Origin of the sequence: Spirosoma endbachense, from assembly GCF_010233585.1 — a bacterium.
GTDB classification, from domain to species: Bacteria; Bacteroidota; Bacteroidia; order Cytophagales; family Spirosomataceae; genus Spirosoma; species Spirosoma endbachense.
Window position 1 is genome coordinate 7035642 of sequence record NZ_CP045997.1, and the last position, 16141, is coordinate 7051782.

Below are 16141 nucleotides of genomic sequence, written 5' to 3' on the forward strand. Positions count from 1 at the left end.
CACAACCTTCCCCCCTATTTCTGTGTTTATTGGTTGATTAGGAATCAACATCCCACCCTCAACATAACATGGACTTTATCGATTATTACAGCGTCCTGGGCATTCCCAAAACGGCGTCGGAGGACGATATCAAGAAAGCGTACCGGAAACTAGCCAGAAAGCATCATCCGGATTTGAACCCGAACGATGCAGAAGCCAATAAAAAGTTTCAGCAAATTAACGAAGCGAATGAGGTTCTGGGTAATCCGGAAAATCGTAAAAAATACGACCAGTACGGTAAAGACTGGCAACACGCCGAACAGTTTGAGGAGGCCCGACGCCAACAGCAAGCGCGTCAGCAATACACGCAAGGTGGAGCCGGAGAAGACTATGATTTCTCGGGCGGTTTCGGTGGAGCCGATTTTTCCGATTTTTTATCGTCACTGTTTGGGCAGGAAGGCGGGCCCGGAACGGGTAGGCGGCAGGCAAATTTTCGTGGGCAGGACTACCAGGCCGACCTGCATCTTACCCTGCACGATGCCTATACAACGCATAAACAGACGCTGACAGTTAACGAAAAAAACATTCGCATTACCGTTCCTGCGGGTATCGAAAATGGCCAGAAAATAAAACTGGCTGGCTACGGGGCACCGGGCGTTAACGGTGGCCCTAACGGCGACCTTTATATTACGTTTGTCATTACGGAGGATAGCCGATACAAACGCAAGGGCAATGACCTGTACGTCAACGAAGAAATTGATCTGTATACAGCCCTGCTAGGTGGCGAGAAAATTATTGAAACGCTGGACGGGAAAGTAAAGGTGACCGTGCCGCCCGAAACGCAGAATGGTGCCAAGGTCAGGTTGAAGGGTAAAGGATTTCCCGTTTACAAGCAAGATGGGACATTTGGCGACCTATATGTTCAATGGCAGATAAAACTGCCCACAAACCTGACGGATGAACAAAAAGAACTATTCCGAAAATTAGCCAGCCTGTAAAATAAGTTTTCGGAATAGGGTTGTCGATTGTATGAAAATCCCGCAGTCCTATACCGAAAGCTGAAAAACCGTTGTCCTATGCAACCCAACAACCTAATTTCTGTCACGGAATTCTGCGTGCATCACCATATTGAAGTCGCCTTTGTTCACTTGCTGGAACAGCAGGGACTCGTCGAAATCATTACGATTGAACAGACAATCTATCTGGAGCCAACTCAACTGGGCAGGCTGGAAAAACTAGTCCGGCTACATCAGGATCTCGATATTCACCCGGATGACCTGGATATTGTGAGCGATCTGCTGGAACGGGTGGAAAGTTTACAGAACCAATTGACGCAATTGCAGAATAGATTGGTATTCTATGAACAATTAGATCATTAACAGGTATTTATGTCGTGTTTCTGCAATCAACCGTGCGTTGATATTGCTTATACATGCCAAACGAATTACCTTGTAAAACCATAAACGATCTCAATCATGGCTTCATTCTTCAACAAAGGCTTCGGGCGAAGACGCGAGTCGGTGTCCAGTGAACGAATTCCGCCGGGGCAGTACGAAACCCGCGACTTCCCGGTGCTAACCGCCGGGCCAACACCGCGTATTCCGCTCACTACCTGGTCGTTTGCGCTGGAGGGTCTGGTCGAAACGCCGATTCAATGGTCGTGGGAGCAATTCAATGCGCTTCCCCAGCAATCATTTACCAACGATATTCACTGCGTGACGAAATGGTCGAAGCTGGATACGCATTGGGAGGGTGTTAGCATCGATACGCTGCTCGAACATGTTAATCTGAAGCCGGAAGCCAGCCACGTCATGGCGTACTCCTACGGCGATTACACCACCAATATTCCGCTCGATGATCTTCGTCATGGAAAGGCATTTGTTGGCTTACGCTTTGAAGGACAACCGCTGGCTCCCGAACATGGCGGCCCTGCCCGATTGGTCGTTCCGCATCTGTATTTCTGGAAAAGTGCCAAATGGATTAAAGGATTACGTTTCATGGAAGGTGACAAGCCCGGCTTCTGGGAGCGCGGTGGTTACAGCATGTATGGCGACCCCTGGAAAGAGCAACGGTATCGCAGCGATGATTGAGCTCTTTCACTAAATCGTATGGAAAAAATTCAGTGGCAGATTGCACGGGTAAAGGCCATTGTGCAGGAAACGCCCAATGTAAAAACCTTTACCCTGCACTTACCTCAATGGATACCGCATCTGCCAGGTCAGCACTATGACCTTCGGCTGACGGCCGAGGATGGCTACCAGGCCGAACGGAGCTATTCGATCGCATCGCCCCCCGAGAAAACCGGCGAAATCGACCTTACAGTTGAATTGATCGAGGATGGAGAAGTATCGTCCTATCTGCACGAAGGAATCGAGCCGGGCGACCCGCTGGAAGTTCGAGGCCCTATTGGCGGCTATTTTGTCTGGAAAGACAACATGGCCAATGAACCGCTTCTGTTGATTGCTGGGGGCTCCGGAGTGGTGCCCCTGATGGCCATGCTTCGTCATCGGGCTACAATCGGCGCTGCCAATCCGACCACATTGCTATTTAGCGTTCGGACGGCCGACGATGCCATTTATCGGGACGAGCTGGAACGGTTGGCTAAACAGGATTCCCAGTTTGAGCTGATTTTTACGTTTACCCGGAAGGCCCCACCCGGCTGGACAGGTTATCAGCGTCGGGTTGATCAGGCGATGCTGGCCGATGTACTGAAGCGGTTCGAGTTTCAACCCAACGGTTTCGTTTGTGGACCAACCTTATTGGTCGAGCAGGTTGCTAACACGTTATCCGATTTGGGGTTACCATCCACAAAAATCCGGACCGAGCGGTTTGGGCCTACCGGAACGTAGTATTTGATCGTCTTTCTTCATTTCACGCAGAATGTATTATGATCACAGATACGGATACCATAGATCGAGCACTGCGGTTAGATGGCAATGCCGTGGCCGGCGAATTGCAAATGCTGCTAAATCTGGATGTTACCGTACTTCAGATGACGTGCAGCCATTGCCATAAAGAAGGCATCTTTGCGAACCTGCTGGCTTATGTCCGTGGGCCAGGTCTGGTGCTACGCTGTCCCACCTGCGAAGGCCTCATCCTGCAATTAGTAAAGGCTCCTTCGGGAGCGATCCTCACCGTGGAAGGAATAACGGCAGACATAAAGAGCACCATCATTCCGTAAAGAGCATGTGCGATCATATGCGGCAATGCCGTAAATTAGCCAGAAAAAGGCTCTTTAACTGCTCAACGGAATGTCAATCGTTTACCGCTTATTCATACTAACCACGCTATTTTTCAGTATTGCTCAGTCCATAATGGCCCAGACATCCAAACGCCCCCGCGACTATGGCATTAAATTGGGCGTACTTCCCACTGGCCCGTTCAATGCGATAACAGACGTACCAGGTGTTCGGGTTGGGCAGGTTACACTCAAAGAGGGGCAGACCATTCGAACGGGTGTTACGGCTATTCTCCCACACGATGGCAATCAGTTTCAGCAGAAAAGTCCAGCCGCTATTTATATCGGTAACGGTTTCGGCAAACTGACTGGCTACAGTCAGGTCGAAGAGCTAGGTACACTCGAAACGCCCATTGTTTTGACGAATACGCTGAGCGTACCAACCGCTGCCGATGCGCTGATCGATTATACACTGGCCCAAAAAGGCAATGAGCAGGTTCGTTCGGTGAATTCCGTGGTCGGTGAAACGAACGATGGCTTTCTGAACGACATTCGTGGTCGGCACGTGACGAAGCAGCACGTTCTGGATGCAATTCGGCAAGCCAAAACCGGCCCCGTCGAAGAGGGTAACGTTGGAGCGGGAACAGGAACGGTTTGTTTTGGCTTTAAGGGCGGTATTGGAACTGCATCCCGAAAACTACCCGCGTCCTTGGGCGGCTACACGGTTGGCGCACTTGTTCAGACGAACTTTGGCGGAGTTCTACAACTTGCAGGTGTACCGGTTGGTGTAGCCTTGGGGCGCTATGATTTCAAAAAAAATCTGGACGGCTCCTGCATGATGATCGTACTCACCGACGCGCCCTTAGATGCCCGTAACCTCAAGCGCCTGGCGAAACGGGCGTTTATGGGACTGGCTCAAACGGGTGGTATTGCCTCGAACGGGAGTGGCGATTATGTCATTGCGGTCTCAACTGCCTATCAGATTTCGCATGAGGCTACCACTTCGTTCGATGAACTGAAGGTGCTGCGCAATGACAACGTTTCTCCTTTGTTTCTGGCAGCCATTGAAGCTACCGAAGAAGCCATCATCAATTCATTATTTGCCGCCCAAACGCTCACCGGCGATCAAGGGCATCAGGTTGAACAATTACCCATCGAGAAGGTAGTGGATTTACTAAAGAAGGCAGATCAGGCCCGGTAACAAGTCGAATCGTCACCGTTTACTTTCTGCCACGCGCCAGAGAATACCCGCTAATCCGGCAAAAGCCAGTGCGCCCAGTAGCATATACCCCCCTTCGCCTAATGCGCCCTCCAGAGCAGGCTCAAGCGTTAACGATGTCAGTCCATTATAGATTGACTCATTAACGGACAGCAAGGCGATTGCTACACCGGCCAGCGCTCCCCCGGCCACCAGTCCCGTTGCGAAGAGATTTCCTTTGCCCAGGTCGGCATCTTCTTCTACGGTTCCTTTCCGCTTGGCATTCCAGTCGACAATGGCTTTAACGAGACCACCACTGAAGATCGGAAGAGTTGTCGAGAGCGGCAGGTAAAGACCTACGGCAAACGCTAGTGCACTAACGCCACATAACTCAAAGACAAAAGCCGTGAAGGCGCCAACCAATACGAACTGCCAATCCAGATTAAATGATAACAGCCCTTTGATGAGCGTAGCCATGAGCGTTCCCTGCGGTGCGGGAAATTTATCAGAGCCAATGGCATGTGTAATCCCCTGGGCCAGCAGATCGGGCGTTGGCGTATCCAGGATTTTCACGGTGGCACCAACGACTAACGACGATACGATAACACCGATAAACAAAGCCATTTGCTGGTATTTAGGTGTAGCACCGACTAAATAGCCCGTTTTTAGATCCTGCGACGTTCCACCAGCATTGGCAGCCGCCACACAGATCATACTACCCACAACCAGAACGGCTGGTTCATAGACCTTTCCGGTTAAACCTAAAGCGATAAAAACGAGGGATGTTCCCATAATCGTAGCAATGGTCATTCCCGAAACAGGTGAAGAACTCGACCCGATCAGCCCAACAATACGACTGGCAACGGTCACAAAAAAGAAACCAAAGACGATCACGAGTACCGCAATCAGCAACTTGGTTAGTAGCGAATCACCGGGAATCTGTGGTAACACAACCATTAATGCGGCCAGTACGATACTACCGATTATCACGACTCTAACGCTCAGATCCCGTTCAGTTCGTGGAGTACGGTTACTTTCGCTCAGTGCATCTTCCGTTTCAATAGCGTTGATCGACGATTTACTAAAGCTTTGCCGAAATGAAGAAACAATGGTTGGAATGGTTTTAATCAGCGTCATAAAGCCCCCAGCCGTAACAGCCCCTGCCCCAATTTGCCGGATATAGGCCCGGTAAATAGCCGCTGCCGTATCGGCGAAGGTATGGGTTGCGGGGTTCCAGCCACCCGGTCCACCCGCGGTTTGTAGATTGTCCAGATAGCCAAGTTTCTGGAGTTGTAGAGCAATAGTATCGCCCGGAACAACCGACGCCAGCAGCGGAATCAGTGCGAGCCACGCCAAAATACCCCCTCCGACCAACACGGCTGAAATCCGGAAGCCAATAATATAACCAACACCCAGATACTCCGGGGTGATTTCGCCCGCAACCTGCGCAGACGGGAAATAGCGATTCGCCTGTTTCGTTGCCCAGACCGGTACCTCAGCCACGACGTGTAATACTTTCTGTAAGAGGGCATAAAGCAAGGCGATACCCAATCCCTGATAAGCCGTTTTAGCGAAATCGCCCCCTTTTTCACCCGCGATCAATACCGACGCACAGGCCGTCCCTTCGGGATAGGGCAGTTTGCCATGCTCCTGCACGATAAGCGATCGACGTAGCGGAATCATCATTAGTGTACCGATCAGTCCACCCAGAATAGCCAGTGTCAGAATAGTCCAGTAGTTAAAAAAGTCGGCCCCGCTCCCGGCGGTCAGAAACAGAAATCCTGGCATTGTAAAGACTACACCCGAGGCAATACTTTCTCCTGCCGAACCGGTTGTCTGAATAATGTTATTTTCGAGGATAGTGGTATTGAGAAACCGACGTCCGAGCGAAATGGCCAGTACGGCAATTGGAATAGAAGCCGATACGGATAGTCCGGCTTTGAGTGATAAATAGACGGTAGCCGCTCCAAAAAGAACGCCGAAAACCGCCCCCGTAATAATCGCTTTGAGGGTAAACTCAGCGGGCGATTCCTTATCAGAGATGAATGGCTTGTGGGCAGGGGTTGGGTTGGGAGTCATAGAAAAGCTATTTTGCCCAAAAGAAAGGAAAAAATACCATCTATTGAAAAGACTTGACAAAGTCCGTCATTTTATGGATGTTTGTCTTACCAAAAATAAGCGGGAGTAGCTCAGTTGGTAGAGCGGCAGCTTCCCAAGCTGCAGGCCGTGGGTTCGAGACCCATTTCCCGCTCACTCGTAACCCGCTGTAATAAAGCCGTTTATCCTCCAAGATAAACGGCTTTTACTTTGATATACCCATTACAGGTACAACACTAGGTACAACAAAACAAATTTAGCTTTATCTCTACTACGAATAGAGTTGCGACCGGACTCGGTAATGCACAAACTAATCCTTCGGCTATTGGCCTGTTGTTTGCTTACCTTCTCACTTTACGAGTGTAAGTCGCCGTCCGTACCTGTTCCATAGAACACAACACCGACTCGTGACGACAACATGGCGATGGGTAATCCTGATGGAGCCAGGCCAAGCGAGAGCAGCCTCAACGCTTATCTGATTACCCGGCCAACCTACAGTTATCGTATAATCAGTCGACTGGTATCGCCAATTGGTGCAGCTGGCATATTAGTTCCGCCTGGAAAGGATCGGCAACCCGCTACTCAGGTAATTTCATTCCAGATCAGTCCTTGCCTGCTAATTGGTATCATGTCAATTGTAGATCATCAAAGTCAATCGAGACAATGGCGGGTTTATCCAGCTGAGGCTGGTTGTCTTCACCCCGCAAATACACCACTCGCCTGGTCGCCATCTTCATACCAGAAACGTCTTGGTAATCGGATAGATAATGCACCACCGGCACGTTGCCCGCTACTTCCACGCTGTAATCCAGCCTTCTGATCAGACCCTCTTTGTCGATGTAGAACACCTGTTCCTGGCTGTGGGTATGAATATCGTTGGGCCATTTCACCAGTAAGCGTCTCCAAGTCTCATTGTTTTCTTCCCAGGTCTCGATTTCCCGTACTTCAAATCCGGGTCGGGTAAACTGAAAAGGCGTATTGACATAATTCCACGTAGCATATCCCGTAAAATAGGCCAATTGCAGGTTGCTCCATTTGGTTTCCCAGGTATGCCCGTTAAAAGACGATCGGGGGTTGTACAATTCTTCCACGATAACATCGCTACCCGTTTCGATAGCCACCCGATCCGGTGTATACAAGGTATGCCAGGCCGTACTCGGAATATGGGAGGTTTTTTGTTCCAGGAGGTTGACGTAAACGTCAACCTCCTGGATTGCATCGCCGTGACCTTTCATGGCCCAGAGTACGCCACCCACGAGCAAGTGAGCCGTAACGGTTTGAAATTTCCGCCACCGATCCAGGCCTCCCTGGGCATCTATTGTAAGGTTTACTAATTCACTCATTGGTAAAGTATTGTTTAGTAAGCACTTTAGATGCAGGGGCTGAAAAAAGTAACCAAACTGTAAAAATGTTTTCTACTCAATGACGCATGTAGTCACTAAGAAACGTGGCTTGACCGTATTACATGGTCACGAATACAATACGGATCACCCACATCAGTCTTTGACGTTCATGACCGCACTGAAGGACTGGGTCGGTTATGTAGCGACAGACGGTTAAAAGTTCAGTCTAAACGGGCTCACCGAATGGGGTTAGGATATTGTACCTGAAGCGAATTATTGGTAGCTGTAATCGGCAGGAGTACTAAAGGAAGTGAGCTGATGATCCGAAAAGGTTAACTGAATGGTTAGACCTCCCTGACTGATGAGCGATAGTTCCCCCCCAAGTTGCTGGCTAAAGCCTTCAATGAGGCTCATACCCAAAGAGCGGCTATGAGCAGGATCATAGTCTGCGGGTAACCCTACTCCATCATCCGTAATCCTAAGCTCAAAAATAGCGGGACTAAGCCGACGAAAGACCAGGCTGATCGTTCCGGGACGATCATGAGGAAATGCGTACTTGAGGGCATTGGTGATGGCCTCATTGATGATCAACCCCAAAGGCACCGCCTGGATGACATCCAGCTCGATAGGCTCCACCTGGACGGCAAAGCCAATCGGTTGGGGCAGCTCATACGACTCCTGCAGGTAAGCTACCACCTCCTGAATATAGTCAGCGATGCGAATACGGGCGATACCTTCACCCTGATAGAGCTTCTGGTGGATCAGGGCCATGGCCTGTACCCGATGCTGACTCTGCTGGATGGCCGACAGGGCCGCATTATCGGAGAGATAGCTGGCCTGGGAGTTCAACAGGCTCATCACCACCTGGAGGTTGTTTTTGACCCGGTGGTGGATCTCCTTCATCAGCCGTTCTTGTTCGTCCAGTAATCGCTGCAAGTCCTGGTTTTTGTGGTGGATCTGGTTTTGTTGGGCGTGCAGCACCTGCTGGTGGGCCTGCAGTTCCTGGTGTTGGGCCTGGAGTTGGTGTTGTTGAGCCTGAAGTAGTTCATGTTGTTGCTGCAACTGCTGGTTGCTGCGCTTTTTCAGGCGGAATCGGTTGTAGGTTAGCCCCAGCAGCAACAGGAGCATGAAGGCACCCAGGCCAATCGAGTTACGCACTAGCCGGTCTTGCTGGGATTGTTGGGTCTGGAGTTGTTGTTGTTGGGAGAGGACCTGAATGCGTTGGTTTTGCAGGTGGAGGTCTTTGTCTTTCTGTTCGGTCTCGTACTGGGTTCTGAGTTCTTCGAACAGACGGTTCTTGGTCTGGTTGAAGAGGGAGTCGTTGATAGCGGTCGCCAGCTGGAAGTGTTGGAGGGCTGAGCGGAGGTTTCCCTGGGCGGAGTCAATCTGAAAGAGGGCCCGATGAATGCTGACCGTTTCATTCGGGAATCGGCCTTGCTGGCTGGCAGTCAGGGCTATTTGATAGAAGTATCGGGCCTGCTCAAAGCGTCTGGTAAGCCAGTAAAACTCACCAAGTTGCTTGTTGAAATTGGTCAAAGCGGTGAAGTTATCAGATTTTTTAAAGAGCGGCATCATGTGCCTGTACAGGCGCTCTGCCCGCTCATACTGGCCTAAAAACACGTAGCTTTGGACCAGGGAGTTCGTTAGGTTAATACTTTCATGATTGGGATCGTGGCGGGCCAGCTCAATAATGGCTAAAGCCTGTTGGCGGGCCTGAGGGACCTGATGATTCTTTTGGTATAGAGTCATCAGTGTTTTATATTGTCCAGCTAGTAAATTATTGGACTCAATATCTCGATGAGAACGGATTACGCGAAGTCGTTTAAGTGAAAAGTTTATAGCCCTTTGGTAGTCGCTTAATAGTTCATACAAATCAGCTAAGCGTCCATTGATAGTTATTTGATAATTTAAATTTTTGCTATGTTCAGCCAGTCGTAAGCTTTGTAAAGAGGCCTGTAAGGCTAGCTGGTAATTACCAATCGATTGATGAAGTGACCCAATTCGCTCTAAGGTCAAGTAGATGGTTGTATCGCCATACGATTTCTGAATGGCTAACTTCTCTATCAATAAGGGGAGGGCTTTCTTAGCCCCAACTCGTAGGCGAACAACGTCTGCATACTCTTCCAGAACTTCGACCGTCCTGGGTTTATCCTCAAGTTGCTTATAGGCCTTTAGCGCTTGCTGGTAGTAACTGATCGTTCGGGTCGAGTCATAGCGTTCCCCGAAACTAAAACACTCTGCTAACAGATAGAGGGCCTGTGCTTTCTGACGGAGTTGATTAGCTGCTACCGGTAGGCTCGTTACTCGGCTGGCATAGCCAATAGCGCTATCCAAAAGAGCATGTTTTTTACGTACATCGGAGTACTCTATAGCTTGTCGATCTATTTTAAATTGATCATAGTATTGCTGACTGATTTGAAGCAATAACCTGGTTCGGTTGATGTCCGTTGACGCATGCACCAGCTGTCTTTTCAGGCTATCAATCCGATCCTGAGCTTGAGACCAGACCCGGTAGGGGTTTAAAGCAGTGGCTACCATTACGGCAATCAGGACGATACGGCAACGGCTCATAGCACATCAGCAGGTCGAAACGGTGGATTCCGCCAAAAGGTATCGTTAATTTGTTGATTTTCAGTTATAAACGTTTTATATTAACAACTTTCATTCTGCTTACGCCGGTCTCTGACAAAGGCTTCCTATAGATAAGGCAATAAGGTAGAGTATCCTGATCTATGCCAGCCAATTGATTACCGGTACCGGCGTAGTATGTGCTAAAAAGGCTTATATTCCAACGCCAGGACTCCTAATGATGAGGCCCTCCAGCTATGAGGTTTTGTTACTTAAATCTGCGCATAAAGGCGGTTTTTACCCTGAAAACAGACCCCTATACACCCTTTTTCAGGGTTATCCACATCTATTCCCGTCGCCCTTTTGGATAAAATTTGCAAAAAGGATGATTCACTTAGCATACACCTCCCAAAACTCGGTACAAAGGATCGTTGATGAGGGCTTTCTGATGGTGTCAGCTGTCAAACCCCTTATATAGACTTTGACAGCTGACACCATTGATTCGAGAGCAATAGGGCAAAAAAATAAATATGTTTTCAAGCCTCACTTTCGTCACTTTTGACGATAACTTAGAGGAAATAACACAAGCTTATACTAATGAAACGCAAGGAGGATTCAGAGGAAATGTTTGAGATGATCGGTAATGACCCACAGGCATGGCTTGAACAGGCTCGACTACTGAAAACATCGGCGCAGGTTCAATATGATGTATTGTGAGAGTTTCAAGCGACTGGTGGTAGCCCCTCGGAGCGTAGTACTGCGCTTCTAGCCCACTTGCAGACTTATATGATGTTAATAGGGTTCTCTTTTGAAAATCTCATCAAGGCAATTCCAGTAAGCAGAACCCCCAGTAAAACAACCAGGCGAGAACTGGCAAAAGACCTGTGGGATAAACGAAAAGGGCATTTTCTACTTCATCTTATTCCTAACGATATTAACCTTAGTGACCAGGAGCGAGACCTGCTGAACCGATTGCAAACCTTCACGGTTTGGGCTGGTCGATACCCATTGCCGATGCAATCTCAACACTATCATTCAGAGGAGAAGTTAATTAGCCTGAAAGGGAATGATGACACAACAGTTCAGAATTTATTTTTCAGGCTCATGAGCTACGTGCAAGATATAGATATCGCCGATTAAACTTACTCTACAGAAAAGTAAAGGGGATTGCAAGCGATCAGCTGAATAGGGAAATAACGGCTCCACATCAGTTTTAACAGATGGTATTAATTATAATTAAATATGTGTTGTTTTTTTTTAAGATAATTTATTTAATTAGAATGGAATACAATAATACTTTAACGGTTTTAACCATCGATTAATCGTCTATTATTTATGAAAGCATTATATATATATTCTTTACTAATATTTTGTTTCAATTGTACACTAGCGCAGAAGACTGTGCCAGTCTTTAATAAGCTATCAAAAGGATCATATGATAAATTAAATATAAGCGATAGTCTACTTGTTGATAGTCTGGCTCGCCTAGAACGTAGAAATGAAATTCATGAGATTTATATAGGGAGACATAACACAGACTTATGGAATAAGGTAAACAGCGACAAAGATAAGCTAATAAATGGACCACAAAGAGCTTGGCAGTCAGAACGGTTTAATAAACTGTTTCATACAGTTAATTTAAACTTTGTAACAGATCGAAATTATAAAAAAGTCGAAAGTAATTTAAAGATAAAATTTGGATCTGAAAGATCGACAGTAAGTTATGGGCTCTGTTCAGTCTACATACCTGGCGATCATAAAATTGGAGAGACCGTTTCGTCAAATTTCTATAATTGGATTAATTATAACATAGATGATTACATGCACTTAGTAGAGAATACAATTTTAGACAAAAATAATTTTTATAGTCAATTATCTAAACGCATTAATGATTCTAGTAATAAAAATGCATTACTATTTATACATGGTTATAATGTTTCTTTCGACCAAGCGGCAATAAGGACTGCACAAATTGTCTTTGATTTAGAGTTTAAAGGACCAGCTATTTTTTACAGCTGGCCATCTCAGGATAATCCGTTTCAGTACTCTACAGACGAAACCAACATTGAATGGACGCAAAAGCACCTGGAAGATTTTTTATTAGATTTTTTCAAAAATACAACTTCCCGTAATGTTTACATTATAGCGCATAGTATGGGAAATAGGGCTATGACTAAAGCGATAGCGAATATTTCTAAGCTAGACCCTAAAATTAAAGAAAGAGTTAAAGAGGTTATTTTAGCGGCACCGGATATTGATGAAGATACATTTCGGGAGGGTATTGCTCCTTCATTAATAAAGTCATGCAAAAGGATTACTATTTACGGTTCAGCAACAGATATAGCTATACGGCTATCCCACTTCTTCCATTCCTATAAACGGTTAGGTGCCACTTTTAACGGGGCCAAATTGTTACCAGGAATTGACTATATCGATGCGACAGGTGTTGACACGAGCTTTTTAGGACATTCATATATAGGGACGAATCGAACCGTTATAGCAGATATATCAGAGATCATAAACAATAGTTCAGTTATTACTAAACGATTTGGGCTCAATAAAGTAGCAAAAAAACCAATTGCTTATTGGAAATTTAGAGAATAAATGTGCATACACTATACGTTTTTATAACCACATGAATAAGTTTATAATTGTACTGAGCCCCTAATTCCTGGACAGAATTTCCTAGTTGTTAGTTGGAACATTTTCTGCTATTCAGCTCGTGCATATCCACTCCCCGTTCCAACAGAAATTGATAGGGACTTCGGTAATGGAGCCCCGAATGAATGCGCTCTAAGTTATAAAAATCCCGGAAACGATTCATCGTCTCATGGCTTGGCCCAGGCTTTCGAACTCGTATCGCTTACAAACAGCTCGTTCCAGAATGCTGTGATAGCTCTCAATATGAGCATGCTGTTTGGGGGGTGCTGGTTTGGTAAACTCCTGAATCACATGCCGGTCGCGAAAATAAGTTCGCACCAGATCGGCCACAAACTGACTCCCATTATCGTTGCGAACATAAAGCTGAGTGGGTAAGCCATAACGCTCAAAGAGCGTTTCAAATAAGGCTACTACATCCTCTTGGCGCATAGTCCATTTGATCAATTGGCCCATAGTCCACCGACTGAAAACGTCTAGAACGGTTAACACCTGAGCGTGCGCACGGCGGGCATGAACGTAAATGGCCTTAATGTCGAGCCGCAGCCGCGGACCGCTCAAAATAAGTAAATTCAGTCGTAGGGCTTGGCACCAACTTTAAGGTGACAATTCCTGTAGATTAGCATAAAAGCTATACCTTACTTGGTACCTATTATATCATAACCAACTGCCTTTTAATCTTATTGTTCAACTATCTTGTTCAACTATCAAAAAGTCCATTCGCTTTGCAATATTATTACCCAAAATCCTATCAATACCAGAAAATATTCAACTAATATTCAAAATCTAAATCGTCAAACCCAGGCAATAAAGGTGTAGTAGAAATAGGCGACTTTTTTGCATTGACTAAATCAGTCAAAAAATTAATCTCAGCTAAAGCCCATTGGTAAAATAGTCTTTTAGGGAGTAAACCTTCAAAAGCAGCCAAAAGTGGATATACTAAGTCTAAATCAGTATCCACCCGCTCCTGAATTTTATTTCTAATATTAGCTTCATTTTCAGTCACAGACATTTTTTCAATAAGGCTACCAATCATAACATAACCTTTATCTCCTATGTATTCAGCATAACGATTTTGGATATTAAATACTCTATTCCAAGTTTCTATCTTTTCAGCAAAAATGGTATCACCAGCGTTTGTAGGAGCAATATTTAACTGCCATTTTCCACCACTTCTTAGTGTAGGGTATTCAAGACATGTTAGCTGAAAATTACAAGATAAATATGGGTCAGGAGCATTAGTGTAAGGATAAAAAGCAATAGTCCGAAGTAATCTATCGTCATCGCTATATAATAAATGTTTTGTATCTTTTAAACCATTGCATATCAAACCAATCGGAGAAAGGTTTCTAAGATTAACAGCTGAAAATACAAATAATGAGTCTCCTTTAGGTAATAGATGATCATAATCTGGCCGTCCTTCTGATTCAACCATCTTGAGACCTTCGATGCCGCAGTATGGGCAAATAGTAAACATACCTCTATCTTCAATTGCAAAATTTCTAAGAGTATGGTAATGATTATAGAAGTTTTGATTGTGAATTTTTTTAGTAAAAGTAGTATCCTTAGAAGATAGTTGCCCCGAATATAAAGGAACAAATAAATCATTTAAAAATATTTGTAAAGTAGGAAAATCCAAAGCTGTTGGTATCTCCAGTTGGTTTAAATGAATATCCATTTTATTAGAAAATAGATATTCTATATCATTTGCGGCAAAAAATGATTGAATAATATTAAGTTGGCTTGCTCTATCAAACGTCTCTATAAATATCCTGAGTTTGTCTTCTAAGCCCAGTAACCTATTGGCAGTATCTGAATACCAGTCAGGAAATAAAATAGTCCGATTAAATGTATTGGGGTTATCGTCCCTAACTTTTTCAAAAAAGAACACAAGTAGTTCATGTAATTTCTCTACATCATGATTTATATATGGTAAATAGAATAGCATTATCTCTACACGTTTTGCAAGCGTAATTTCTGTTCTTTATCAGTATATATTTTTATCAAATATGTTTTATCTGTAGAATCTCCAAGCATTTTAATTCTTTTCTGGAAATCTTCAGACAACGATAACCAATCTTTAAGAGAATTAACTGATTCAATATCATTATATACAGCCTCAATGTCCAGAAATGACATTTTCGCTATCTGGCTTTTAAAGTGGTCATTATCTTTATTATCTGCTTGGAATATGTCATCAAGAATATTTTTAAAGGTAGTTCCATACGTTTCCTTTTTCACACGCTCAAATGTAACGTGTGAATCTTTTTTGGCAAATTTAAATACATTGTAGCCATGACAATCAGAGAGAATAAACGGAGAGTGAGTGGTAAGAATAAATTCAATATCTCGATTTTCCAATATACTCTGAAGTTGATAAAAAAAAGTACTTCTCCAAAAAGGGTTAAAGTGTGTATCAGGTTCGTCTAATAAATAAATCAAATCTCTCATAGGTTCTTTTTCATCAAATAGCATTATCCCCCCTAATATATGCATAAATTGATGCTCGCCATCGCTAATTTTTTCATATTCTGTTCTGACTTTAGGTTCTGTCAAAACAAGTTCAATTTGCTCTATACTAAATATTTTATCTAATGATGCAATTTGTGGAAACTTGAGTAATTGGCCCTTGGCTCTTTTTTTCCTCAAAATATTTCTATAGGTTTTCTGAATACAAAGAGTATTCAATAGATTTAATTTATTTAATGCTTCAAATAAATTCTGGGGGCTAGAATCAAATTTTTTACTGAATAAAGATTTAGTTGCTTCATTAATAATAAAATCTAATATGTATTCATTTCCTCTTTTAGAATCCATTTTTATTGAAGATAAAGCTGAACAATCTATTAAATCTTGGATATAGCCTTCTAACTCTTTTGTTACTTTTACATTTTTATTGCCATATAATTTATTTAGTCTTATAATAATTCTGAAGCTATTCATTCTGTCGATTCTAAGAGTCTCTTTGAATATAGCTCGTTTACCCTCACTAGCAGGGCTTTCTTATAAAACTGGCTGGGAGCCAGTAGTCTTACCTTTGTGGTTAACTAGACGACAAATTCATGACCCCTGTTCCCAGCACGGCTAAAACTACGGCTTTCTTTCAACTTCTCAACCAAA

The 16141-nt window shown here is 44.8% G+C and carries 15 protein-coding genes and 1 tRNA gene; 10 read left to right on the forward strand and 6 right to left on the reverse strand.

The window, feature by feature from the left end:
* Positions 1-68 precede the first annotated feature (68 nt).
* The 6 genes from GJR95_RS28695 to GJR95_RS28720 all read left to right on the forward strand — a co-directional run bounded on the left by GJR95_RS28695 (position 69) and on the right by GJR95_RS28720 (position 4358).
* A complete protein-coding gene (locus GJR95_RS28695) occupies positions 69-977 on the forward strand; it encodes a DnaJ C-terminal domain-containing protein (protein ID WP_162389129.1) in 909 nt (302 codons plus the stop codon).
* Positions 978-1055: 78 nt separating this feature from the next.
* On the forward strand, positions 1056-1358 hold the full coding sequence (locus GJR95_RS28700; RefSeq protein WP_162389130.1) for a chaperone modulator CbpM: 303 nt from the start codon (positions 1056-1058) through the stop codon (positions 1356-1358).
* Between the two features lie 96 nt (positions 1359-1454).
* Complete coding sequence (locus GJR95_RS28705; RefSeq protein WP_162389131.1) at positions 1455-2069, forward strand: sulfite oxidase-like oxidoreductase; 615 nt, start codon at positions 1455-1457, stop codon at positions 2067-2069.
* Positions 2070-2087: 18 nt separating this feature from the next.
* Positions 2088-2828 carry a ferredoxin reductase gene (locus GJR95_RS28710; protein ID WP_162389132.1) on the forward strand — a complete coding sequence of 247 codons (741 nt, stop codon included), beginning with the start codon at positions 2088-2090 and terminating at the stop codon, positions 2826-2828.
* 38 nt (positions 2829-2866) lie between these two features.
* Positions 2867-3160 carry a DUF6510 family protein gene (locus GJR95_RS28715; protein ID WP_162389133.1) on the forward strand — a complete coding sequence of 98 codons (294 nt, stop codon included), beginning with the start codon at positions 2867-2869 and terminating at the stop codon, positions 3158-3160.
* Positions 3161-3293: 133 nt separating this feature from the next.
* Entirely contained in the window at positions 3294-4358 is a 1065-nt protein-coding gene (locus tag GJR95_RS28720; protein ID WP_394370006.1) for a DmpA family aminopeptidase, read from the forward strand.
* Positions 4359-4370: 12 nt separating this feature from the next.
* On the opposite strand, the gene GJR95_RS28725 is transcribed toward GJR95_RS28720, so the two are convergent.
* Positions 4371-6434, reverse strand: a complete 2064-nt coding sequence (locus tag GJR95_RS28725; RefSeq protein ID WP_162389135.1) for an OPT family oligopeptide transporter — start codon at positions 6432-6434, stop codon at positions 4371-4373.
* Positions 6435-6533: 99 nt separating this feature from the next.
* Here GJR95_RS28725 and GJR95_RS28730 point away from each other — a divergent pair.
* Positions 6534-6606: transfer RNA gene (locus GJR95_RS28730), tRNA-Gly, on the forward strand.
* Positions 6607-6974: 368 nt separating this feature from the next.
* Positions 6975-7136 carry a hypothetical protein gene (locus tag GJR95_RS42305; protein WP_232541302.1) on the forward strand — a complete coding sequence of 54 codons (162 nt, stop codon included), beginning with the start codon at positions 6975-6977 and terminating at the stop codon, positions 7134-7136.
* Here the strand turns inward: GJR95_RS42305 and GJR95_RS28740 are convergent.
* Together GJR95_RS28740 and GJR95_RS28745 are read right to left on the reverse strand one after the other, a co-directional pair.
* On the reverse strand, positions 7079-7795 hold the full coding sequence (locus GJR95_RS28740; RefSeq protein ID WP_162389136.1) for a hypothetical protein: 717 nt from the start codon (positions 7793-7795) through the stop codon (positions 7079-7081). The two genes, GJR95_RS42305 and GJR95_RS28740, sit on opposite strands and share 58 nt — an antisense overlap.
* A gap of 273 nt (positions 7796-8068) precedes the next feature.
* Positions 8069-10366 carry a tetratricopeptide repeat-containing sensor histidine kinase gene (locus GJR95_RS28745; RefSeq protein ID WP_162389137.1) on the reverse strand — a complete coding sequence of 766 codons (2298 nt, stop codon included), beginning with the start codon at positions 10364-10366 and terminating at the stop codon, positions 8069-8071.
* Positions 10367-11149: 783 nt separating this feature from the next.
* Between GJR95_RS28745 and GJR95_RS28750 the strand changes: the two genes are divergently transcribed.
* Positions 11150-11503 (forward strand): hypothetical protein, encoded by a 354-nt coding sequence (locus GJR95_RS28750; protein ID WP_162389138.1) that lies wholly within the window; start codon positions 11150-11152, stop codon positions 11501-11503.
* A gap of 195 nt (positions 11504-11698) precedes the next feature.
* Complete coding sequence (locus tag GJR95_RS28755; RefSeq protein WP_162389139.1) at positions 11699-12967, forward strand: alpha/beta hydrolase; 1269 nt, start codon at positions 11699-11701, stop codon at positions 12965-12967.
* A gap of 216 nt (positions 12968-13183) precedes the next feature.
* On the opposite strand, the gene GJR95_RS28760 is transcribed toward GJR95_RS28755, so the two are convergent.
* The 3 genes from GJR95_RS28760 to GJR95_RS28770 all read right to left on the reverse strand — a co-directional run bounded on the left by GJR95_RS28760 (position 13184) and on the right by GJR95_RS28770 (position 15964).
* A complete protein-coding gene (locus GJR95_RS28760; RefSeq protein WP_162389140.1) occupies positions 13184-13582 on the reverse strand; it encodes a DDE-type integrase/transposase/recombinase in 399 nt (132 codons plus the stop codon).
* 211 nt (positions 13583-13793) lie between these two features.
* Entirely contained in the window at positions 13794-14969 is a 1176-nt protein-coding gene (locus tag GJR95_RS28765) for a hypothetical protein (protein ID WP_162389141.1), read from the reverse strand.
* 5 nt (positions 14970-14974) lie between these two features.
* Positions 14975-15964 carry an AAA family ATPase gene (locus GJR95_RS28770; RefSeq protein ID WP_162389142.1) on the reverse strand — a complete coding sequence of 330 codons (990 nt, stop codon included), beginning with the start codon at positions 15962-15964 and terminating at the stop codon, positions 14975-14977.
* Positions 15965-16141: the final 177 nt, after the last annotated feature.